This is a genomic window from Aliikangiella litoralis (assembly GCF_052495765.1).
On sequence record NZ_CP199292.1, the window covers coordinates 5663141 to 5685669 of the forward strand.

General features: G+C 33.9%; 15 protein-coding genes. 7 read left to right on the plus strand and 8 right to left on the minus strand.

The features are described 5' to 3' along the window. Positions 1-28 precede the first annotated feature (28 nt). Positions 29-1249: a pyridoxal phosphate-dependent aminotransferase gene (locus tag ACT5E3_RS23695; RefSeq protein WP_444996040.1), complete on the plus strand. Its 1221-nt coding sequence runs from the start codon at positions 29-31 to the stop codon at positions 1247-1249. A gap of 17 nt (positions 1250-1266) precedes the next feature. Here ACT5E3_RS23695 and ACT5E3_RS23700 read toward each other — a convergent pair whose 3' ends face one another. Continuing rightward, positions 1267-1905 (minus strand): RES domain-containing protein, encoded by a 639-nt coding sequence (locus ACT5E3_RS23700; protein ID WP_444996041.1) that lies wholly within the window; start codon positions 1903-1905, stop codon positions 1267-1269. Beyond that, the gene (locus ACT5E3_RS23705) at positions 1905-2498 is read right to left on the minus strand and encodes a hypothetical protein (RefSeq protein WP_444996042.1); all 594 of its coding nucleotides are present in this window, start codon (positions 2496-2498) and stop codon (positions 1905-1907) included. The genes ACT5E3_RS23700 and ACT5E3_RS23705 overlap by 1 nt, the downstream gene beginning before the upstream one ends. Before the next feature lie 715 nt (positions 2499-3213). On the opposite strand from ACT5E3_RS23705, the gene ACT5E3_RS23710 reads away from it, so the two are divergent. Both ACT5E3_RS23710 and ACT5E3_RS23715 read left to right on the plus strand, forming a co-directional pair. Further along, positions 3214-5430, plus strand: coding sequence for an EAL domain-containing protein (locus ACT5E3_RS23710; protein WP_444996043.1), 2217 nt, complete (start codon positions 3214-3216; stop codon positions 5428-5430). Between the two features lie 75 nt (positions 5431-5505). Beyond that, entirely contained in the window at positions 5506-7023 is a 1518-nt protein-coding gene (locus ACT5E3_RS23715; RefSeq protein ID WP_444996044.1) for a Ppx/GppA phosphatase family protein, read from the plus strand. Positions 7024-7045: 22 nt separating this feature from the next. Here the strand turns inward: ACT5E3_RS23715 and ppk1 are convergent, their stop codons facing one another. Continuing rightward, the gene (gene ppk1 / locus ACT5E3_RS23720; RefSeq protein WP_444996045.1) at positions 7046-9166 is read right to left on the minus strand and encodes a polyphosphate kinase 1; all 2121 of its coding nucleotides are present in this window, start codon (positions 9164-9166) and stop codon (positions 7046-7048) included. Positions 9167-9520: 354 nt separating this feature from the next. Here ppk1 and ACT5E3_RS23725 point away from each other — a divergent pair, with 354 nt between their 5' ends. Continuing rightward, positions 9521-10234, plus strand: a complete 714-nt coding sequence (locus ACT5E3_RS23725; RefSeq protein WP_444996046.1) for an alanyl-tRNA editing protein — start codon at positions 9521-9523, stop codon at positions 10232-10234. A gap of 54 nt (positions 10235-10288) precedes the next feature. Here the strand turns inward: ACT5E3_RS23725 and ACT5E3_RS23730 are convergent, their stop codons facing one another. Both ACT5E3_RS23730 and pcaG read right to left on the minus strand, forming a co-directional pair. After that, positions 10289-10981 (minus strand): dioxygenase family protein, encoded by a 693-nt coding sequence (locus ACT5E3_RS23730; RefSeq protein WP_444996047.1) that lies wholly within the window; start codon positions 10979-10981, stop codon positions 10289-10291. Between the two features lie 75 nt (positions 10982-11056). Then, on the minus strand, positions 11057-11683 hold the full coding sequence (gene pcaG / locus ACT5E3_RS23735; protein WP_444996048.1) for a protocatechuate 3,4-dioxygenase subunit alpha: 627 nt from the start codon (positions 11681-11683) through the stop codon (positions 11057-11059). 591 nt (positions 11684-12274) lie between these two features. Here pcaG and ACT5E3_RS23740 point away from each other — a divergent pair. The 3 genes from ACT5E3_RS23740 to ACT5E3_RS23750 all read left to right on the plus strand — a co-directional run bounded on the left by ACT5E3_RS23740 (position 12275) and on the right by ACT5E3_RS23750 (position 17394). After that, a complete protein-coding gene (locus tag ACT5E3_RS23740; RefSeq protein ID WP_444996049.1) occupies positions 12275-13060 on the plus strand; it encodes an IclR family transcriptional regulator in 786 nt (261 codons plus the stop codon). A 203-nt stretch (positions 13061-13263) separates the two neighbouring features. Continuing rightward, positions 13264-15291 carry a DUF3857 domain-containing transglutaminase family protein gene (locus ACT5E3_RS23745; RefSeq protein ID WP_444996050.1) on the plus strand — a complete coding sequence of 676 codons (2028 nt, stop codon included), beginning with the start codon at positions 13264-13266 and terminating at the stop codon, positions 15289-15291. A 15-nt stretch (positions 15292-15306) separates the two neighbouring features. Next, positions 15307-17394: a tetratricopeptide repeat protein gene (locus ACT5E3_RS23750; protein WP_444996051.1), complete on the plus strand. Its 2088-nt coding sequence runs from the start codon at positions 15307-15309 to the stop codon at positions 17392-17394. Positions 17395-17611: 217 nt separating this feature from the next. On the opposite strand, the gene ACT5E3_RS23755 is transcribed toward ACT5E3_RS23750, so the two are convergent. The 3 genes from ACT5E3_RS23755 to dnaJ form a co-directional block, all read right to left on the minus strand. Continuing rightward, complete coding sequence (locus ACT5E3_RS23755; protein WP_444996052.1) at positions 17612-19609, minus strand: hypothetical protein; 1998 nt, start codon at positions 19607-19609, stop codon at positions 17612-17614. An 802-nt stretch (positions 19610-20411) separates the two neighbouring features. Continuing rightward, the gene (locus ACT5E3_RS23760; protein ID WP_444996053.1) at positions 20412-20960 is read right to left on the minus strand and encodes a porin; all 549 of its coding nucleotides are present in this window, start codon (positions 20958-20960) and stop codon (positions 20412-20414) included. A gap of 380 nt (positions 20961-21340) precedes the next feature. Next, positions 21341-22474 (minus strand): molecular chaperone DnaJ, encoded by a 1134-nt coding sequence (gene dnaJ / locus ACT5E3_RS23765; RefSeq protein ID WP_444996054.1) that lies wholly within the window; start codon positions 22472-22474, stop codon positions 21341-21343. Between the last annotated feature and the right edge of the window lie 55 nt (positions 22475-22529).

A 22529-nucleotide genomic window follows, 5' to 3' on the forward strand; every position in this document is an offset into this window, starting at 1 on the left:
TCAACTCCACTAGGTAAACTGTTATATTATGAAACCTATTATGCGCTCTAACAAACTACATGGGGTTTGTTATGACATACGAGGACCAGTTTTAGAAGAGGCTAAACGCCTGGAAGACGAAGGTTATAAAATATTAAAACTCAATATTGGCAACCCCGCACCTTTTGGATTTGAAGCACCCGATGATATCCTCAAAGATGTCATTCATAATCTACCTACAGCTCAAGGTTACGGCCCATCTAATGGTATTTATTCAGCGAAAGTTGCTGTCCACCAGTATTACCAAACCTTTGGTATATTAAATACTTCAGTTGACGATATCTACATAGGTAATGGAGTCAGCGAGCTGATCGTTATGGCAATGCAAGCCCTGCTCAATGATAGTGACGAAGTATTGGTTCCCTCCCCCGACTACCCTTTGTGGACAGCAGCAATTAAATTATCTGGCGGTAATCCCGTACACTATATTTGCGATGAGCAATCAGATTGGATGCCTGATCTGGAAGATATCAAAAGTAAAATTACCAATAAAACTCGAGCGCTTGTTTTAATTAATCCTAATAACCCTACAGGTGCGGTGTATTCCAAAGAAGTTTTAGAATCACTCACTCAAATAGCTCGTGAAAATAACTTGATCGTTTACAGTGACGAGATTTACGACAAGGTTCTATACAATAACAATAAACATATACCAATCGCTTCACTCAGTGACGATATATTTTGCGTTACTCTAAGTGGGCTATCCAAAAACTACCGTGTTGCCGGGTTTCGTGTTGGTTGGATGATTCTAACGGGTCCTAAGAGGTTAGCACAAGATTACATCTCTGGATTAGATATGCTGTCATCAATGAGACTTTCTGCCAATGTTCCCATGCAACACGCTATTCAGACAGCACTGGGTGGTTACCAAAGTATTAATGATCTTGTGAATCATGATGGTCGTTTATACCAACAAATGGAACTTTGTCATCGACTAATCAACGATATTCCTGGGCTTAGCTGTACTCGCCCCAAAGGGGCAATGTATCTATTTCCTAAAATTGATATCAAACGATTTAATATTCAAAATGATGAGCAGTTTGTCTTAGATTTTCTTCGCGAAAAACAAGTGTTGCTAGTCCACGGCCGAGCTTTCAATTGGCAAGCTCCTGATCACTTTCGAATTGTATTTCTTCCTCACCATGAAGATCTAGAATCAGCTTTATTATCATTAGGCGACTTTTTATCTAATTACCGTCAAGTTAGCTAACTTGACGGCTAATAAAGCTAAACGATTCGGTAGCCTATTGCTGCACTCACTTTAAACATTATCTTCTCTAAGCGTCTATCATTTAACGGCGCATGAAACACAGGTAAGTGTGGAATCGATGAGCATGCTCTTTCATAAAGCACAAATGAATCATCATTATTATGCATAGAAGAGGCATAACATAATCCATCAATATCAGTATAAGTGTCATAAAACACCCTAGACCAAGCTCTTGCTCTATTTTTAGGGCCGCTGTGAATAGCTGTAGATAACCCAACTCTAGTGGTATAGAGACTTTTCAAATTTAGCAGTTTTAGTTCCCTTGTTGGCTTGAACCCGACTAGCCAAGGCTCTCTAAAATGACGATCGATTACACGTGCGCTTTGAAAAAACTCAGCTAAACAGACTGGACCATTATGACCGACATAAATCACACCACGATCTTGTACATAGCTATTTTTATCAATATCTCGTAAATGGTGATCAAAACGACTGGGAGTCGGACCAAAAAAGCGGAAATCATACCAGTTGGTAGGGTGATTACCTTTTCGGTTGTATACACGCCATAAAATTCTTTGAGAACTAATATGTAAATAATCACCTTTTTTTAATAAGGGTAGTTTTTGGCCAGGTTTGGGCCCTGGAAATTTTGCCATTACAATGCCTTAGCAAGCTCTATTAATGGCTCAATTGGATGGCCAGATTTAAGCCATTCTTTGGGAGTAAGGGCTTTGTTAACTAATTCAGAATAAAGATCTGGCTGGGGAGTATTTAAGAAACCACTAATCGTAATTGGGTGACATCCACTATCAATACTCTGTAATACTTTACGCATTCCTGGAATTTCTTTTCCATTATGATCAAACTGAAATCGAGGTAATAACCAGGCATTTTCCAAACCTTGAATGCCAAGAAGGGAGTGATCATTAATTCTCTGACGTATTCTGCTTGGATTAACATTCAACCACAAAGCAGCTTCATTGGTATCAATAGAAGTGCTTGCTATTGAAGCATACTCAGCACTAATTCTACTAATTAAATCAATTACTTGTTCATTATTTTCAGTGGTAGATTCTAAGGGAAACCCTCCCTCTTTCAGTGCTTTAATTTCACTTTCAGAAAAATCCCTCATATCAGTAACGTTAAGATCACTACTAATATTTTGAGAAATAAATTGATGCGCATACTTCAGTACTAAACTGTCATCAACTAAAATTGCCGCGGGATGGTTGCCACTGTGAGGACTCATAAAGTTAACTCAAATTGTTTAAATCTCAACCGATTATAGCGCATGTTATCGACGTTAACAAACGATAATTTAATAGAAACACCTTCTGGCTGGTTAAATTTAAAATACGCGACGAGTTACGATTATATTTTATAAATAAATTTATATACCAGTCATTTTTAGGACGAAGAGACTCACATCACTAATCTGTTATATATAGCTAAATCACTATCAATTGTCACAATAAAAGCCGTTATTTTTGCCGCTCTTTTCGTTGTCTGACTTGTCCGTAGAGCGGCTATGCACTGCGCCAGACGCCTTAATAGTGACAAAAATCCCTGACTTTTCTCTATGCCAATTGATAGTGATTTAGCTATAGAATATGATTTTAATTAACCTCAGCTCTGGATAAGGAAAGTCAAAATAATTAATAGAATTGTTTTTATTTTCAATGACTTAAAATCCAATTAAATTGAATTGCCGTTTCCACTTGAGCTCAGTGTGGCTATTTTTGTGGATATCAAGGCAAGTGACTGCCGCAATAGCAAGCTATTGCAAAGGCGCTTAACGCTGAAAGCCGCAAAAATAGACGCTCTGATGATTTTTCTTATCCAGAGCTGAGGTTAATTATTCATCGCGCTGTTAAGTACCCAGAATCAATGTGTTATTAAAAAGATGGTCTACACTTAATTACCACAGAAAAAATTAAATAATCTTAGGATCTTTTAGCTTTTCAATGGGCAAACTTTTAGGAACATTCATTATTCTTATTTATGCTATTGGTTTTGCCGATGCAAGCATTCCTTTTTCATTATCAAACCAGCAAGAAAACTACCTGAAATCACTGGGGCAAATTAATTTGTGTGTTGGCCCCGACTCTATGCCATTAGATGATATCAATGATGGGCAGCATGTTGGTTTAAATGCAGAATATATGCAAATATTTCAAAAGAAGCTCAAAGTATCTATTAATCTTATACCCACAACAACTTGGGAAGAATCTATTGCCAATGTTAAACAAGGAAGTTGTGATATTATCTCTTTAATTCAAAAGACACCACAACGTGAAAAATTTTTACTTTTTACAGAAAATTATGTCGAAGTTCCATTTGTTGTTGTCACTACTCAAGAGAAGTTTTTTGTTTCTAATTTATCAGACTTAATCGATAAGCAGCTAGGTATTCAAAAAGGATACTCATATATAGATTTGCTAAAAAACCGTTTTCCAAAAATTCAGCTAGTCGAAGTAGCCAATCGTCAAGAAGGATTAGATAAAGTTAATCAAGGAAAACTATTTGGTTATTTGAGTGCGCTACATCTTGCAGGCTATGCGATTCAAACAGGAGGATATACTAACTTAAAAATTAGTGGACAGTTTGATGAGCTATCAATGATAAAACTTGGTATTGGCATTAATAAGCAACGTCCAGAATTGTTACCAATATTGAATCAAGCTATTGCTAGTGTTGCGCCTGAAGATAAAAAACGAATTAATAGTTCATGGCTAACCGTTAGATATCAAATAGTTGAAGATCACCAAAGAGTTATTCAAATATCTATTGCTGCATCAATCATTTTATTATTTTTAGTTTACAGGCAATTTCATCTACATCGACACAATGTTCAACTAGCTGATAGAGAAAAAAAGATTTGGCAACAAGCTAACTTTGACTTTTTAACTAACTTACCTAATCGTCGATTGTTTCAAGATCGTTTGGAGCAAAAACTTTCTTTGATCAAAAGAAATGGAGATCCTATTGCCATTTTATTAATTGATTTAGATGGTTTTAAAGCCATTAACGACTCACTCGGACATAATCAAGGCGATAAACTCCTTATTCAAGCAGCCGCTCGAATACAAAGCTGTCTACGCAGTTCAGATACTATTGCCAGACTTGGCGGCGACGAATTTGTTGTCATATTGGAAAATATTAGAAAAGAAATTCATATAGAAAAAATTGCTAATAAAATACTTACTATATTAAAAAAGCCTTTTCAAATAATTGAAGAAGTATTTATTTCTGCAAGCATTGGTATAACAATGTGCCCTAAAGACTCTTCCAATTTGGTAGAGCTACTCAAAAATGCAGATCAGGCTATGTATGCAGCCAAAGAAAGTGGTCGTAATAAATTTCATTATTTCACACCAGAAATGCAGAAATTAGCAATGGATAGAATATTATTGGCAAAGGATCTAAGAGTTGCACATGAAGAAAATCAGTTTGAGTTATTCTATCAACCTATTATTGATATCTGGTCTGGTGAAATATACAAAGCGGAAGCACTGATACGATGGAAGCATCCGGTTAGAGGTTTTGTCAGTCCAGTAGATTTTATTCCTGCACTTGAAGAAAGTAAGATGATAATAGAGGTTGGTGAAATGGTCTTTTCAGTAGCCGCAAAACAGGCAAAAATCTGGCGCGAAAAATTTCATCCTAATTTTCAAATTAGCGTTAACACATCTCCAGTCCAATTCCAGGCAAAAAGTACTTACTTATGGTTTCAACTAATTAAAGAAATTGGTGTAAGTCCTACTGCTGTTGGAATTGAAATTACAGAAAGTATGCTGATGGAGGGACACGAGAACATGAGCCAACACTTATTTGATTTAAGAAGTTTTGGCTTCGAGCTTTCTCTTGATGATTTTGGAACAGGTTATTCTTCTCTTTCTTATTTAAGAAAGTTTGATATTGATTATCTTAAAATCGATCAGTCTTTTGTACGAAATCTATCTGCTGAATCTAATGATATGGCATTATGTGAAGCAATTATTGTTATGGCACATAAGCTTGGCTTAAAAATTATTGCTGAAGGAGTTGAAAAAGAAGAACAACTCTTATTACTTGCTAATGCGGGTTGTAATTATGGGCAAGGCTATTATTTTTCTAAACCAGTACCAGCCAATGAGTTTGAGGTGTATCTAGAAAACAATAAAAAAGTAATCAGCGAATAACAAAAATAAAAAGTTTAGTTTTTTATTAAAGATGATTGGTTTATAATTTATAAAAATAATTAAACAAATCAATATATGCGCGAATTATACGCAACAGTAGATCTTGGCTCTAATAGTTTTCATATGCTAACAGCATCAGTTGAACATGATGAAATCAAAATTCTTGATTCTATTTCAGAAAAAGTCATGCTCGCTGACAGCCTTTCTAAAAAAGATGGAATTGCCCCTCAAGCTATGCAGCGCGGTCTAGATTGTATTCAACGTTTTGCTGAACGAATAGCTAAAATACCCGAAAAAAACATTAGAGTTGTAGGTACAAACACACTACGATCTGCTATTAATGCAAATGAATATGTCAACCAACTAGAGAAAATTCTTGGTAACATTCAAGTTGATATCGTTTCTGGTATTGAGGAGGCAAGATTAATTTACTTAGGAGTTAATCATTCATGGAGTAGTTCAAGTCAATTAGCCAAAACCTTAGTTATTGATATTGGCGGAGGTTCTACCGAGTTCATTATTGGTAAAAGCTTTAAACTAAAACAAGCCTATAGTTTAAAAATGGGTTGTGTTGCCTATCGGCGCTTTTTTCCTAATGATGAAATTAATGAAAAATTCTTTAGACAAGCATATGAAGCAGCTAAATATGAAATAGCGAATACTTTAGAGCACTGTAATTTTCATAATTGGGAACAAGTAGTCGGTTCTGCTGGTACTTTTAAAACAATCGAACAAGTCCTTATTAATAACAAAATAACAGATGAAGGTATTACTTTACACGGATTGCAAACTTTAAAAAAATTACTTTTAAAGTTTAAAACTATGGAAGATATTAAACTTGATGGTATCAGACCTAATCGTCTTGGTACTATACTGCCAGGTATTGCAATATCCCTTGCAATTTTTAAGTTATTTAAAATAAAAAAAATGAGCATTTCTCGAGGTGGACTAAGAGAAGGAGTATTATATGATTTATTAGGTCGCTTAAAAAAAGAAGATATTAGAGAGCGAAGTATCAATGCAATTAGTAGGCGATATCAAGTATCTAAAGAACGTAGCAAACTATTAAATAAAGTAGCCAAAATACTATTTCATAACTTTAAATCTAACTCATTGCTTGATTCTAATTACTGCTTTAATTTATTACATTGGTCACTTCAATGTAGCAGGATAGGCTTAGCAATTAACCACAACCAATATCATATACATAGCGCATATCTTATTCAGCATAGCGAACTGAGTGGGTTTTCTATAAAAGAACGAAAAATCATTGCAGCAATTATTCTTAATCACAGAAGAAAATTAAAACTAGATGCTTTTGATAATATTAACATTGACAAGACTAGTAAAAACAAATTATATCAAATTGTATTTATTAATCGTATTGCTGCCATTGTTACTCAAAATGCTAAAGTAAACCAGTGCGCCAAACTCAGACTTTCATTTAAAAATTTAACATTTCAATTAAGCACAACACAAAGTTGGCTTAATAAACATAAACTACTCGCTCATGCACTAAAAGTTGAACAAAAATATTGGGACAAATCAAAGTTTAATTTTAAAATATGTATAACTGAAAAAATTACTGCTTAATTTTTATTGATATTTAATACAGTTAAGCTTGTATTGCCGATTCACAATGCTTATCAAGTAACATTTGCTGAACTAGTTTTTGGTTAGGCTTATCTGTTATTAAATGATATTCGCCGTTAGCATTTAGCATCCATGACTGACCTTCGTCTTGTAAATATAAATCGAGATCGTTATATATGACTTTTTGAAGAGATGGATCTAAAATGGGAAAGCAAACTTCTATTCTACGAGACAAATTACGTTCCATTAAGTCAGCACTAGAACAATATAATTTTTGTTTAGCATTTTCAAAGTAATAAGCTCTATTATGCTCTAAAAAGCGACCAACGATTGATTTAACTCTAATATTTTCAGAAACACCTTGCATTTGTGGTCTTAAAACACAAATGCCCCTAACTATTAAATCAATCTTTACTCCGACTTGTGACGCTTGATAAAATTTTTGCACTATTTGCTTGTCTGAAATACTATTAACTTTAATAATAATACGTGCTTTTTTTCCATTCTGGACAGCATTGATTTCATTATCAATTAATTCAATTAACTTTTTTCGCAATGTAAACGGAGAGTTAAATATACTCTTCATGGGCAAAGTTTTTCCCATTCCTGTAAGCTGTTGAAAAATTTTATGGACGTCTTCGCAAAGCTCATTATTGCTGCTAAATAAACTATAGTCAGTATAAACCTTAGCATTCCTCACATGATAATTTCCCGTACCCAAGTGGGCGTAACGAACTAACTTTCCTGTTTCTTTTCGCAGAACCAACATTATTTTTGCATGAGTTTTATAACCGACTACGCCATAACAAACAACAGCGCCAGCATCTTGTAATCGACTGGCTAAAGCAAGATTTTCTTGCTCATCAAAACGAGCTTTAAGCTCTATAACAACAGTAACTTCTTTTCCTCGTCTAGCGGCTTCAACAAGAATGTTGACTATTTCTGAATCATGTCCTGCGCGATATAATGTTTGCTTAATTGACATAACAGCAGGATCATTAGCGGCTTGTCTTAAAAAATCAAGCACTGGTTTGAAAGAGCAATAAGGATGGAATAACAAATGATCTTTTTCATTAATTGAATCAAATAGATTTTTATCAGCAACTAAATCTTTAGGTATTTTGGGAGAAAACTCTGAGTATAATAATTGCGGTTTATCAATCATGTCAAATAAAGCAAAAAGTCTTTGCAAATTAACAGGACCATTCGTTTCATAAAGATCGAGTTCACCTAAGTCAAATTCATTTAATAAAAATTGCTTAATAAATCCGGGACAATTATCGACAACTTCTATTCGGACAGCATGTCCATATCGTCGATTAAATAATTTACCTTTAACCTCAGCAGCTATATCTTTAATTTCTTCTTCATTAACATTAAGATCAGAGTTTCTTGTTACTCTAAACTGATAACATCCTGTCGCCTTCATTCCATGAAAAAAACTATCAATATTTTCATGAATAATCGCTGATAAAAATACAAACTCATCTTTATCTACAGCATTTTTTTTAGGTAGCTTAATTAGCCTTGGTAAGGATCTTGGCGCAGGAACTATAGCCAGCCGACTTTCTCTACCAAATGCATCTTTACCTTTTAAAGTAACGATAAAATTTAAGCTTTTATTGACTAATTTTGGAAAAGGATGAGCGGGATCGAGTGCTATCGGGCTAATTACAGGTGCAACTTCCTTATCAAAATAATTATTAATCCACTGTCGTTGTTGCTTAGTCCACTCTTCTCGTTTTAGAAAACAAATATTTTCTTCTATTAGTTCAGGCAATAATAAATCATTTAAAATTTGATATTGCTTTTTAATATATATGTGACACAAGGAGCTTAAACGCTTTAGTGTTGTTCGAGTGGACAAGCCATCAGGTCCAAAGGACTCTCTTCCTAAAAGTGACTGCAACTTCAATTTTGCAACTCTAACTTCAAAAAACTCATCAATATTGCGACTAAATATAAGGAGAAACTTGAGCCTTTCGAGCAGAGGGTGGCGTTTATCTAAGGATTGCTCTAACACCCGAATATTAAATAATAATTGACTAATCTCTCTATTAATAAAACATTTATTATCATATTCAAGTTTAGTAATTCTGCTTTTATCTGATTTTTTGACTTGGATAGCGAGTTCATTACTCATAATATTTGCCATTCCTTCAATTGATTTAAACCGACTAATTACCAAGCGCAGTAATTGACTAACTCAACGCCCCAATTTAATTTCTCTCCAAAGTCGATAGTTTACTTGTTTAAAATCTCAACCAGCCTAGCCAAGTTAGATGTCAAAAAGATTACATAAAATGACAATCAGATGACATCTCACTAAGCAATGAATACATATTGAAGTTATCCTTCTATAAACTTATGTGTCACATTTAAAATTTAAAAATAACAATTTAATCTTTTATCTAATTAATTAGTTGGAAAAAACCATTGTTTCATCATTTAATGAAGCCTAAAATGTAACCCAATGAACTAAGCCTGATGAATAATAATGAGTAATGTACTATTCCAAAATGATGCATATCTAAAAAATTGCCAAGCCAAAGTTGTAAAAATAAATTCAAAGGGCGGTATTATTTTAGATCAAACAGTATTTTACCCAACTGGTGGAGGACAACCGGGAGATCAGGGTTCACTCACTTTTTTCGATGGTTCAGTTTCAATTGCAACGACAGTAAAAGATAAAGACTCTGGCGAAATTGTTCACGTCCCTAACGAAGCACAGCTTCTCCCCAAACCAGGAGACTTAGTGACAGCCACAATCGACTGGGAAAAACGCTATCTTCATATGCAAATGCACACTGCATTACACTTATTATGTTCAATTATTCCTTGTGGTGTAACTGGTGGCCAAATTAGCGCTCATAAAAGTCGTCTTGATTTTGATGCGGGTGAAACAATTCTCGATAAAACTCAAATTACAAATCAAATAAATCAGCTTATCCAAAATAATTATTCGGTTAATTCAGTATGGGTTGATGATGCAGAGCTAGACAGCAATCCAGAATTAGTTAGGACCATGTCAGTTAAACCACCAAGAGGCAATGGTAAACTTCGCCTTTTAAAAATCGGAGAGAATATTGACCTGCAACCTTGTGGCGGTACTCATGTAAAAAATACATCTGAAATAGGCCCGATTTCAGTTTCAAAAATTGAGAACAAAGGAAAACGAAACCGACGAGTTAATATTGTTTTTGCTTCATAATAACCAGCGTTTTCTTAGCAAAAATAACCAGTATTTATTAACTGTTGTGAGCTTTTACTTTTCAAAGTAATTAGCATTAGCCCCACCAATCACAATATCAAACTTGAAGCCTCGCTTAGCGCCATTGGTTTGTGTTTCATACTCAACACCAATACTTCTTGGTGCAGCTTCTGCTAAAACAATAAACATTGGATCGGTTTCAAGATTTTTATCACCTTTAAAATACATTTGGGTGATCAGACGTACACTCCCCCCTCGAATGGAAAAGTGAATATGTGCAGGCCTCCAACGACCTATATCTGGCCTAGCAAGGTAAGATCCCGGATAAATAGTCCAAAAAACATAATTTCCATCATCATCAGTCATTGTTTTTCCATGACCTAAAAAATTAGGATCAAGTTGATAACCCGTATGATCTTCAATATGAGTATAACGTCCCCATTTATTGGCATTCCAAATTTCTACCAAAACCTGTTTTATTGGTTTGCCATATTCATCAGTAATACGGCCACTTACTTCAATGACTTCACCTTCTGCTACAGATCTACCAGGTGCAATACGAGTTAAATCATTTTCACCTGGCTTAATACTCACTTGTAATGGATCATAAGGAACAAAAGTACTTCTTGCTGATTTAGGGATCAGTCTTAAATTACTATCTGGCACTCGGGTTTCAGCAGCACCATCGGTTGGTCCAGCTTTCAATTTCCGACCTAACTGAGATTGATTAGGATTATTGTTTTTCATACATTTACCTGAAAACTTTTGTGATTAATTACATTAATAACTTCTTAAGTACCGATTTAACTTAGCTAACAAAAGTTAACTCAAAATATCATCAAAAAACGGTGTTTCATTTTCGCCTTTCATCACAATATCTATTTGATAAAGACTAACTTCATTTTTAAGACCACACTTTTTGGCAACTAACCGACTTCTTAATTCAGTCGGCAAAGATAACAGCAATGGATCATTAATGTTATCAGGCTCGTCATCAAAAAATATTTGTGTCACAACGCGGGTAATCCCATCACAAAATATATTAACGGTTATATGAGGCGCTCTAGATTGCTTATCATCAGTTTCATTTTTAATACATCCGGGCTTAATAGTTAATAATTCAAAAATACCGTCGGTTGAACGTTGTCGGCTATAACCATCAAAATAGGGATCTAACTCTTGATTATTTTGGTTAATAGGTGTCCTTAAAACGCCATTGGCATTTGCCTGCCAAAACTCTAATAGAGCCCCCTCAACTGGTTTACCGTTTGAATCGAGCAACCTCAACTGCAAACAGATTTTCTCGCCTTGGGGCATAACACACAACCCAGCATGCAATCGACTAAGGTCTTGTTTGTCATCATCTAAAAAGGGAATGGGATAATAAGGCCCAATAGTATCCTCACCTGTTGTAGGTAGTTTGGTTTTATTGTCTGTTTTTATACTCATACTTGGCTACCTTTTTACCAATAACATTCATTAACTATTCGCTAAACGGTAATTTTTTGCTGCAATAGACGGTTTAATAAATCAGCTCTATCATTGAATAACTGTTCAACCCTATTAACAAAAAAGATTGTATACTGTTATTGTTTTGTATTCTATCTTTTTTATTATTAACTGGCGTTAATTAATATTGAGTTTCAATAAACTCTCAATATATTCGCACATTTAACTGTTAATCAATTGATATTAAAGGCATATGACTTTCAATTTTGCTTCAATAGATCGCCTAATGTATACTAATTCGGTTTTGTATACTTAACCTCAGCTCTGGATAAGGCAAGTCAAAATAATTAATAGAATTGTTTTTATTTTCAATGACTTAAAATCCAATTAAATTGAATTGCCGTTTCCACTTGAGCTCAGTGTGGCTATTTTTGTGGATATCAAGGCAAGTGACTGCCGCAATAGCAAGCTATTGCAAAGGCGCTTAACGCTGAAAGCCGCAAAAATAGACGCTCTGGTGATTTTTCTTATCCAGAGCTGAGGTTACTTAATAAATTCATTGATTTTTGCACACTAAGGTTTGGTTCTTATATGAAAGAAATTCCACAGAATAAAAACCATAATACTTACTTTGTTCCAGGCCTACAGCGTGGTTTGCGTGTCCTGGAAATATTGGCCGAATCAGGCGAATCAATGACGGTAAATGATATCACTAAACGTATGGAGTTTGGTCGTTCATCAGTATTTCGCTGGGTTTATACTCTAAAATGCTTAGGCTTTGTTGATTATTCTGATGTCAATAAAACCTACAAGCTTGGTGCCAGAGTACTTAACTTAGGATTTGCTTATTTAGGCACACAAGAAATAATAAAAGATGCTAGAAAGCATTTAGAACAATTAAGAGATAAAACAGGTATTGCTACGCATTTAGCCATTTGCGATCATTCAGATGTACTTTATTTAGATTGCCTACAAGCAAATCAAGGTATTCAAAGCACAGCCAATATTGGAAAGAGAGTTTCTGCTCATGCTTCGCCATTAGGCTGGTTACTTCTATCAGATCTTTCTAGCCGAGAGCTTATACAACTTTTCTCTGACAAAGATTTGATTAGTTTTACCCCACAAACACCAACAACTATTGCCGAGTTAAGCCATAAGATCATCGAAGTATCTTCATTAGGTTATGTCGTTAGCTTAGGCTCTCTTCGAGTAGGTGGAATATCTATTGCAGCCCCTATATTTGATAAAGACGGTAAAGTTGTTGCTGCCATTGACATTTCAGGTCCAGATATCGCTTTCGACATCAATAAAATTGAAAGTTTTTATGTACCCGAAGTACTTAACACGGCTAATGCAATATCTGCACATATTTCTTAGTAGCACTTATAGATAATGTTAAAAATTATTAGCACACTAGATATAATTGCATTATATTATCTGAGATGCTCAATATACATTCTATCTGATAATATACTATTCAAATAGAAGTCAGTATTATAGGTGTAAATGCGTTTCATAAAAATGCATTTCCTTATACATATTAATAGTCTATTCTTATTATTTATAAACGGAAATCATATATGCAGAAGGATAAATTCTCTCTTATTATTATAACTTTATTACTAATTATTTTTTCAAGCGTAGATGCAGCAGAAGAAAAAAATATACCACCTTCAGTTCAATATGGAAAACATCCTAACTGGGTCAAACCTTTTCAGTTAGAGTCCTTTATACAGTCATCAAAAAAACAATCGCATAACCAGTCAAGTGTTCGCTATTTACTGAGTGATCAGCAAATTAATATTGCAGAAAAGGACACTGCTTATTTCACTCAAGTGTTAATGCAGCCACTTAATGAGCAAGGTTTAGAAAACACATCAGAATTGTCTTTTGACTTCAATCCAAATTTTGAAAAACTAATTATTCATGAAATTAATGTTATAAGAAATAATAAAAAAACAAATCGATTAAATCCTAAAGATGTTAAAGTATTTAAAAACGAAACAGATCTTAATAAACGACAATACACAGATGAAGTTCGTGCTCTAATTATACTAAAAGATATAAGAGTAGATGATATTATTCAATATACTTACTCTAGAATAGGAATGAACCCTGTACTAGGTAAAAAACATTTTGGGCGATTTTCATCGCAATGGAATGTGCCAGTTGAAAAAGTGCGTTTAAGATTAGTCTCTTCTCCTGAAATAAAGCTTCAATTTAAATCAGATGTAAAACATACAAAAACATCTACAAAAAACCAGACCGAATATCATTGGTCAATAAATAATACTCTTCCTGTAAAAGAAGAAGATCAATACCCTACTTGGTACAATCCGTATTCTTTTATTGAATTTTCAGAATATAAAAACTGGAAAGAAGTCAACGACTGGGCTTTTGAGTTATATACCAATACTCAGGTATCAAAAAAACTTCTACAACAAATCAAGGAATGGCAAAAAACATATCCTAAAGTAGAAGATCAAATTTCAGTAGCACTTCGTTTTGTACAAGATGAAATTCGATATTTCGGTATAGAAGTTGGACAAAATACTCACAAACCACATACACCTGAAGAAGTTTTTGAGCGAAGATATGGTGACTGTAAAGATAAAACAACACTATTAATTGCGATATTAAACCAATTAGGAGTTAAATCTTACCCGGCATTAGTTTCAAGTTATATTGGAAAAAAACTACATGAGTACTTACCTAGTCCAGGCGTATTTAACCATGTTATTGTTTATTTAAAATATAATAATAAAGATTATTGGCTAGACGGAACGTTTTCTCATCAAAGAGGTGGAATTGATAATATTGGTTTTATTAATTATCACCAAGCATTGATTGTCAAAAAAAACCAAAAAGATTTAACTCAAGTTAAAAAGCCAAAAAGAATAAAACCGAAAATAATTACTGAAGAAACCTTTGACTTAAAAGCAAATACTAGCGACATTATACTTAGTGTAAAAACAACATACCAAGGAATAAAAGCAGATACAATTCGATATAGAATTGCTACAGAGAGTAACCAGTCGCTTTCTGAACGCTATTTAAATTATTACTCACAGTACTTCAACAACATAAAACAGTTAGAAGAAGTAACTTTTGAAGATAGTGAAAAAAATAATAAACTCACAACCTATGAAAAATACAATATTAAAGATTGGCCCGTCAAAGAAGCAGGAAAACAATATATTGAGTTTTATCCAACTAGCCTGAAGGAATATTTAGTCACACCTTCAATTGTCAATAGAAAACACCCTTTTTCAATAGCCAGTAATTTTAACTATCTTCAGCAACAAATCATTAACCTAAATGATAGCAAGCTTCTAAATTATTCAAATGAAAAAATCACTAAAAAAACTCAGTATTTTAATTATGAGAAGACTATAAAAAAAGACGAGAACACTATCACTATTAATCATCACTTCGAACCATTAAAATCGTACGTAGAAGCCAATCATACTACTCAATATCTTGCTTTAATAAAAAAACTCAAAGAAGATTTATCTTATCAAATTATTACATTAGATAAAAGAAGCTCAACCGTTGAAGCTCAGGAAGATCGGTTACGATCACTTGCTAGAAAGCTAATAAAAAAATAATTAGGAACTTATTATATGAAAACTTATTTAATAAGATCTATTTTTTGTTTACTTATTTCTGCTCTTACTTTTAGTTGTGCAACGAAAAAGATAGAAACAAGAGATCTCAACCAAGAAATACATGACTTAGTTGAACAATATAAGGCAGGCGATAAAACAGTTGATTATAAAACTTTATGGGAAGCATATTTAAAATCATCTCAAACAGAGTCAACAGCAATTAAACATCAAAAATATTTAGATATAAAATCGAAACTAGATTTAGGGAAATTAACCTGTTCGCAAATTGATTGGGACTCATTGGTTAAAGTGAATTATTGGAGCATCAATCCTCATCTGAGTGCAGCTAATTGTAAAGCAAAACTTGGTGATACTAAAGGAGCTAATTTTCATGAAAGCTTTGTTGCAATGATTCTTGAAGGCGTTTTTAGTAGTGGTTCTGGAAAAGCTTTTTATAATGCTTATGAGGTCGCATCATGGGGTGACGTTGAAGATATACTCAACTTAGCGGGTTATAAGTCAATAGATTATTACTTAGAGTTAAGAGCGGCTAATCAAGCGGTTTACTATATTGTTATTGCTGAAGATAAAGAAACAGGAATCCAGCAAGAAATTTATTTTGATAATATTCGTTTTCTCAATTCATCAATGGGTTATTATGGGCGATTAACCGCTGGGGAAGAAACCATTGGCTATAGCTTAGTTAAGGAGTTAGCAAACCAAACTAGCCATGCAGCAATAGCTTTAGGTGATATGTTAAATGCAGAAAAAAACTATCAACTTGCCGCAGAATGGTACTTAAAAGCATCACTCTATAATAGCCCTGTTGCTTATATAAAAGCCGCAACTTTATGCTTAAAAGGGCGCTTACCTGATTACAGTGATGGTGCCTGCTTAGAATTTGTCACTAAAGCCGCTGAATTAGAATATGCCGAAGCATTTATATTATTATCAGGTTTATATCAAGAAGGTATTTGGGTTAATCAAGATAAACAATTAGCAGAACAATTTTTACAAATAGCATCAGAAAAAAAAGGAAAAGGGAAAGCTCTCGAAAAGCTAGCTAGTTTCTATCAAAATGAATTTTTTGGAGAAAAATATAAAAGTAAGGCTGATGCTTTAATTTCCCAATCAACTAAGGATAACTACATCAGTTTAATTAGAGTGGCGCAATTGGGTCAAATGGTATTTGATGATAAACTAAAATCGGAAACTATTAATAACTCTATAAAAGAACTAAAATCTTATGCTGATAGAGGTAATGATATAGCACAATCTTTCTATGGTGCGAAAATGCTAGTGCAATCTTTTACAAAAGAAGAAAGCCAGCAACAGGTCGACATAGCTATTAGCTATTTAAAAAAAGCTGCCAAATCTAAAATACCTTATGCTCAATATATGATCGGTTTAGCGTTCAAAATAGGCATGGGAGTAGAAAAAGATGAGAATAGAGCAACAAACTGGTTCGTTAAAGCCGCAAACTCTTGGAATCCTGATGCACAATATGAGGTCGCAAAAAGTTTAGAAAGGAAGATCAGGAGAACTAAAATTTATGGTTTTGTATCACCTGAAGAAACAAAAAAAGATGAAGCTAACGCTGCAAAATGGTTGATGAGTGCAGCTATGCAAGGGCATATAAATTCTATTTTGGCACTAGGAAATTACTTCGAAAATGGTTTTGGGGTTGATAAAAGTGTTGAAAGAGCAGCAGCTCTATATAAGTTGGCCTCTGATCAGAAAAACAAATACGGATTATATAGTTACGCTTATATGCTAAAAAATGGTTTAGGCGTTGCACAAAACTACCCCGAAGCATTAAAACTATTTATGCTAGCTCAAGAAAAAGGACATGTAGGAGCGGCTAATGAAATTGGTTTATTATATGAAAATGGGTTCGGTGTTGAAAAAAATCATCAAGAAGCACTGAACTGGTTTACAAAAGCTGCTGATAAAAATCACAAATGGGCTCAATATAACTTAGGACGCTTTTATGAAAATGGATTAGGCGTTACGATTAATATAGATAAAGCCATCGAATGGTATTCTAAAGCCGCGGAACAAGGCCATACAGAGGCCCAAAAACGACTAAAAGCTTTAAAATAAAAAAGTTAATTAATCTAAAGTTAATTTATGCCGAAGTTTTTTCGGCATAAATTAACAAATACTCATTCAAATTATTTTGCGACAATATGACGTAAACTTTCTACACCAGAAAACAGTTCACAAGTTCCTTCACCTCCGAGCCAAACAATTTTTTCTCCTGCATAGGCAGCAAGAACAACAGACAATATCATTTATCTTTCTAAAATTATTTTAACTACTACAAAACAGGTAAAGTGATAGTGCCTTCATAAAGTGTATCATCACCTTTAACTTTGTAAGTATACCGAAAAGTTTGGGTATTAATTGATGTAGCAGTATTATCTGACGAAGAACTATAATAGTAATTAGAGTTAAAATAAGTTTCACCATCAGGTAGCGTTGTTCCACGATAATTATAATATGAAGAGCTACCATTTAAGTTCTCAATTAATTCATTATCAGCAAGACTGACAAGCTGCATAGTTTGAATTTTAATATCACCATCAATCACAATATTATAAGAACGAACGTCATTATTGTATGTATTACCGTCAATAACACTAGAAACTCTCGTCATATTTAAATAGCTCAAAGTTTCAATTGATTTTGGAAAATAAAGATATGCGGTACTTCTATTATCAGTTGCAGTATTTTTCACGCCAGCAGTATTCGTTGCTACAATTAACGTTCCATTAGTCGTACCATTATTGTTATCTAGTTTTACATCATTAATATTAAATGATTCGTTATTGTTAAAGCCTTCAACAGTAAAACTATAACTTCTATTAGCATTGAAAGTATTACCAGTTTCTTTATTAACTAATTGATTAATATGGTAACGATAATCACCTTTAGGTAAAGCTTGTGTCGCCGTTTCTGTTAGAAAAGTATCATTATGCTTTAATGAACCATTGGAAGGGATATCTACAGTAGTCGTACCAATTCGAGTTACTCCAGCAGGAACAGTATCAGTAGAAGAATCATTACCTCTTATCACTTTAAAAACATTATATTGAACTAAAGTGACAGAATTATCCAACAAACCAATTGGCGATGCATAAAACTGCTTCAATGTATATTCGTCTTCTTCGTCAATCACTGATGTAATAATATTTACACCATTATAACCATAAGATAGACGAGGCTGAACAACAATTGACGCAACACCATCAACAGCATTCAGCTCATGAGGCAGGTTATTTTTAAATCCTGAACTATAAAGATACAACTCATTTTCTGCTGACCAGTTTAATGTAATTTGTCCACTTTGGTATGATACCTCATTTGATATAAAGCTCGGCATCATCAATGTCATTTGTCCTGAAGATTGATAATCAAACACATATTCCTTGGTCGAATTGTCAAATGAAATATCTAAGCGTCCCGTGTATTTATCATTGGCATAAAAATCGATATTTTCAAATGGAACACCTAATTCATCTATAACACTAACTCGAAGCTCAACAGGTTGATATTCTGCCATTTCATTAACAAATAACGTAGATAATTTAAATGCGTCTGTAGCACTAAGATTAATACTATTATTGTACCAAAAGTAATTATCAACAGTTTTATAATCAACTATACCATCGCCATCTATATCACCTGAAGCCGTTAATAGAAATGGAATGTCTTTGGGTAGTTCAATTGAATAAAGTTGAGTTGAACTATCATAACTCGACTTTACGTTATATTCAGGGTTTGGTGATGTTACCAACGGAACATTATTGTTATCTATCTCTAAAGCCGTTGAGTAGCGAAATACAATTCCTTCGAAAGGTTCGCTATTATCCGCTTTTAAAATTGAGTAACTTTTAACCATTCCCTCTGAAACTTTCAAGTTTCCTAAAGCTTGTGATGCGACTTGGCCAGCATCAACTGAAGTTGTTTTCACATAAAATACACGATCCATAAAAGCATCACTTGGGCTTTGCACAAGTATTTCTAATAAGGTATTAACGGGTAGTTGACTAACATCAAACTCACCATTAACGGATATAGGAGTTTGCCATACAGATCCCACTTTAATTTTTAATGTTGCCTCTACAGGCTCTTCTGTTGCTGCATCAATGACGTTACCGTAAATCGAGATAGGTGTTTTTTGTGCTAATAAAGCCTCATTCTGCGCCTTTAGTTCTGCCACAACAGCATCATTACTATTATCTTCAACCTCAAAGCACCCACTGAGTGCAAGACATAAAGAGGCTGTTATGCCTAATTTTAAAAACTTTGCCATGTTACTGTTTCCTTTTCTTTGTTTATAAAAATAAAATATTTGAACTCGAATAAATTCAAATAAAACAACTTAATTTTTATGTTTTTGCTTAACTTATTATTTTTTCTTAATACTTCAATTTCTCTTTATGGGAACATATATTAAGCAAAATTAATTCTTTATGTCTCCATAAGTCCATAATGCTAGATATAAAATCAGTCGATTAAGTCGAAATAATAAAAGAACACATTAAACGGTTAAATCAAGCCAAAACTATAAAAGCCCATTACATTTAACAATATAATCAACTTTTACATGGGTAATTTTACAGTGAGTGGTCGTGTTAAGTTAGCAAAATTTGGACAAACAATAACAATATTCAGACATTTTATTATAAATCGACTTAAAACAACTTTTAATCAGCCAAATTTATAGCTAAATCACTATAAATAACGCTTATAACAATATTCCATTCTATTCAAATAATTTAAGTGCATTAATTTCAATAATGATCCACTACAGCTAGGCGTGTTGCTCTTTGATTGCTTGAGATTGTTTCGGCTAAATTTTAACCAATTGGGACGTGCAGAGCTTGGTTTAGTCACTCTAAATAAGCGACAAGCAGCAAAGAGTGACTAAATTTCAACCACCTTCTATCGCAGGGCGAGGTCATTTTTTCGCCCGCAGAGTAAAAAGCTAAACCTGTAGAATAGCTACATGCGCACCTTTTGCCTTACAGGACAAAAAGTGGCTCCGGCAATCTCAAGCAATCAATATACAGGTTTTGAATAATTGCTTAAGTTAAAATGAACAAGTGATTTGGCTAAAAATTAAACCGTACACCTAAAGACATTTGATCAACATCTGATTCAAGTTTATAGTCAGCATATAATGAAAGTGCATCAGAAAACTTATACGCTGCCCCAACAACATAATAATTAGCTGACTCATCATCAATATCTAGATATTCGTATGCGCCTGTTAACTCGATATTCTCTGTCACATTAGAACGAATACCAGCACTTAATTTATATCCCTTTTCATCATAATTGGCAGCTTCATAATTAGCCCAATCAATTTGAGCAAAGACGGTACTTGAATTATTAATATCAGATTTAAAACCGATCCCTAAATTCGTCATTTTCATATCGACATTAGCCTCATCAACTTTTGCATGATCGGCACTTAGATAAACGTTATCCGATAATTCATAATTAAAATCCAATTCAAAGCCATCTGGTTCAAATGGAGAATTATCAATATCTAATTGCGTAAAACCGACTTCTACAAAATTAAAGGATGGAGTTTCTGCCATTGCCTGAAATGATAATCCCGATAAAATTGCAGCAGTTAATATTACTTTTCTCATCATATTTTCCTTACATGGTTAATTAATTCCATGTCAGGATAATATTTTTATAATTAACTGAAACTGAACGAAAATCTGTATTTTTTATTTATTTTTAGCTAAAGCAAAAGCAAGTAAAAAATGGTTATCCCACACACAAAAGTGTAACAGTATTATCATTTTTTAAATCTTACCAGATTACTTTTATGAACCTAGTCTGAATTCAACCCAGAATAACTGACCTAAAATAGTTTAATAATAAAAATTAGTTGAGCATTACACTTTGATAATTAAAACTAAAAAAATATAACGATACTTTTATCTTTTAACTTTAAAATAGCAATATATAAAAAAGACAGCCAAAGGCTGCCTTTTTCTCTTTTAATCAATCTTGGATGTTTAAATTAATTTGTCATTTCATCCCAAAAATTCTTCACACCTTCCCACCAATTACTCGATTTAGGAGAATGCTGCTTTTTACTACCTTGTAAATAGTTGTCAAATTCTTGCAACATCTTTTTTTGTTCTTTATTTAAATTCACAGGCGTTTCCACAATCACTCGGCACATCAAATCACCACGCATACCACCACGCATTGGCGAAATACCTTTGCCACGTAAACGAAACATTCTTCCTGTTTGTGTTTCTTCTGGCACCTTGAGTTTAACCCGACCTTCTAAAGTTGGAACTTCCAACTCACCACCTAGACAGGCAGTGATAAAACTTATGGGCATTTCACAATAAAGATTATCACCCTCACGAACAAAAATAGAGTGTTCTTTCACATGAACCTGAACATATAAATCTCCAGGAACTGAGCCTGGACCACCCGCTTCGCCTTCACCCGTTAAACGAATTCTGTCACCTGTATCAACACCTGCCGGTATCTTCACAGAAAGTGTTTTTTCTTTTCTCACTCTTCCTTGACCAGAACAGCTACCACAAGGATCTTTAATAACTGTCCCTTGCCCATGACATGTAGGACACGTTTGCTGAACAGAAAAAAAGCCTTGCTGCATTCTAACTTGTCCGACACCTTTACATGTACCACAAGTACTGGATGATGAACCTTTCTTAGCACCACTTCCATCACATGTATCACAAGAGACATAGGTTGGAATTTTTATCTGCTTTTTAATGCCTTTAACAGCATCTTCCAAAGATAGTTCTAAATTGTATTGTAAGTCTGCGCCTCTTCGCTGGCGTTGACGCCCGCCACCACGTTGGCCGCCACCAAAAATGTCACCAAATACATCTCCAAAAATATCACTAAAGCTTTCAGCACCTGCACCATGAAACCCACCTTGACTCTGATCGACACCTGCATGCCCATATTGATCATAAGCATGGCGCTTTTGCTCATTGGTTAAAACCTCATAGGCTTCTTTAGCTTCTTTAAATTTTTCTTCAGCTTCACTTGAATCTGGGTTTCTATCTGGATGGTATTTCATCGCAAGACGTCGATAAGCTTTTTTAAGCTCTTGATCTGACGCGCCTTTACTCACACCTAAAACTTCATAATAGTCTCTTTTAGACATACCAAATACCGTTAGTTAACTTTCATATACAGCAACGCGGGGATTTCCCCGCGCA

Coding starts and splice junctions, on each gene's coding strand:
- ACT5E3_RS23695 (WP_444996040.1), top strand. CDS start 29: ATGAAACCTATTATGCGCTCTAACAAACTACATGGGGTTTGTTATGAC.
- ACT5E3_RS23700 (WP_444996041.1), bottom strand. CDS start 1,905: ATGGCAAAATTTCCAGGGCCCAAACCTGGCCAAAAACTACCCTTATTA.
- ACT5E3_RS23705 (WP_444996042.1), bottom strand. CDS start 2,498: ATGAGTCCTCACAGTGGCAACCATCCCGCGGCAATTTTAGTTGATGAC.
- ACT5E3_RS23710 (WP_444996043.1), top strand. CDS start 3,214: ATGGGCAAACTTTTAGGAACATTCATTATTCTTATTTATGCTATTGGT.
- ACT5E3_RS23715 (WP_444996044.1), top strand. CDS start 5,506: ATGCGCGAATTATACGCAACAGTAGATCTTGGCTCTAATAGTTTTCAT.
- ppk1 (WP_444996045.1), bottom strand. CDS start 9,166: ATGAGTAATGAACTCGCTATCCAAGTCAAAAAATCAGATAAAAGCAGA.
- ACT5E3_RS23725 (WP_444996046.1), top strand. CDS start 9,521: ATGAGTAATGTACTATTCCAAAATGATGCATATCTAAAAAATTGCCAA.
- ACT5E3_RS23730 (WP_444996047.1), bottom strand. CDS start 10,981: ATGAAAAACAATAATCCTAATCAATCTCAGTTAGGTCGGAAATTGAAA.
- pcaG (WP_444996048.1), bottom strand. CDS start 11,683: ATGAGTATAAAAACAGACAATAAAACCAAACTACCTACAACAGGTGAG.
- ACT5E3_RS23740 (WP_444996049.1), top strand. CDS start 12,275: ATGAAAGAAATTCCACAGAATAAAAACCATAATACTTACTTTGTTCCA.
- ACT5E3_RS23745 (WP_444996050.1), top strand. CDS start 13,264: ATGCAGAAGGATAAATTCTCTCTTATTATTATAACTTTATTACTAATT.
- ACT5E3_RS23750 (WP_444996051.1), top strand. CDS start 15,307: ATGAAAACTTATTTAATAAGATCTATTTTTTGTTTACTTATTTCTGCT.
- ACT5E3_RS23755 (WP_444996052.1), bottom strand. CDS start 19,609: ATGGCAAAGTTTTTAAAATTAGGCATAACAGCCTCTTTATGTCTTGCA.
- ACT5E3_RS23760 (WP_444996053.1), bottom strand. CDS start 20,960: ATGATGAGAAAAGTAATATTAACTGCTGCAATTTTATCGGGATTATCA.
- dnaJ (WP_444996054.1), bottom strand. CDS start 22,474: ATGTCTAAAAGAGACTATTATGAAGTTTTAGGTGTGAGTAAAGGCGCG.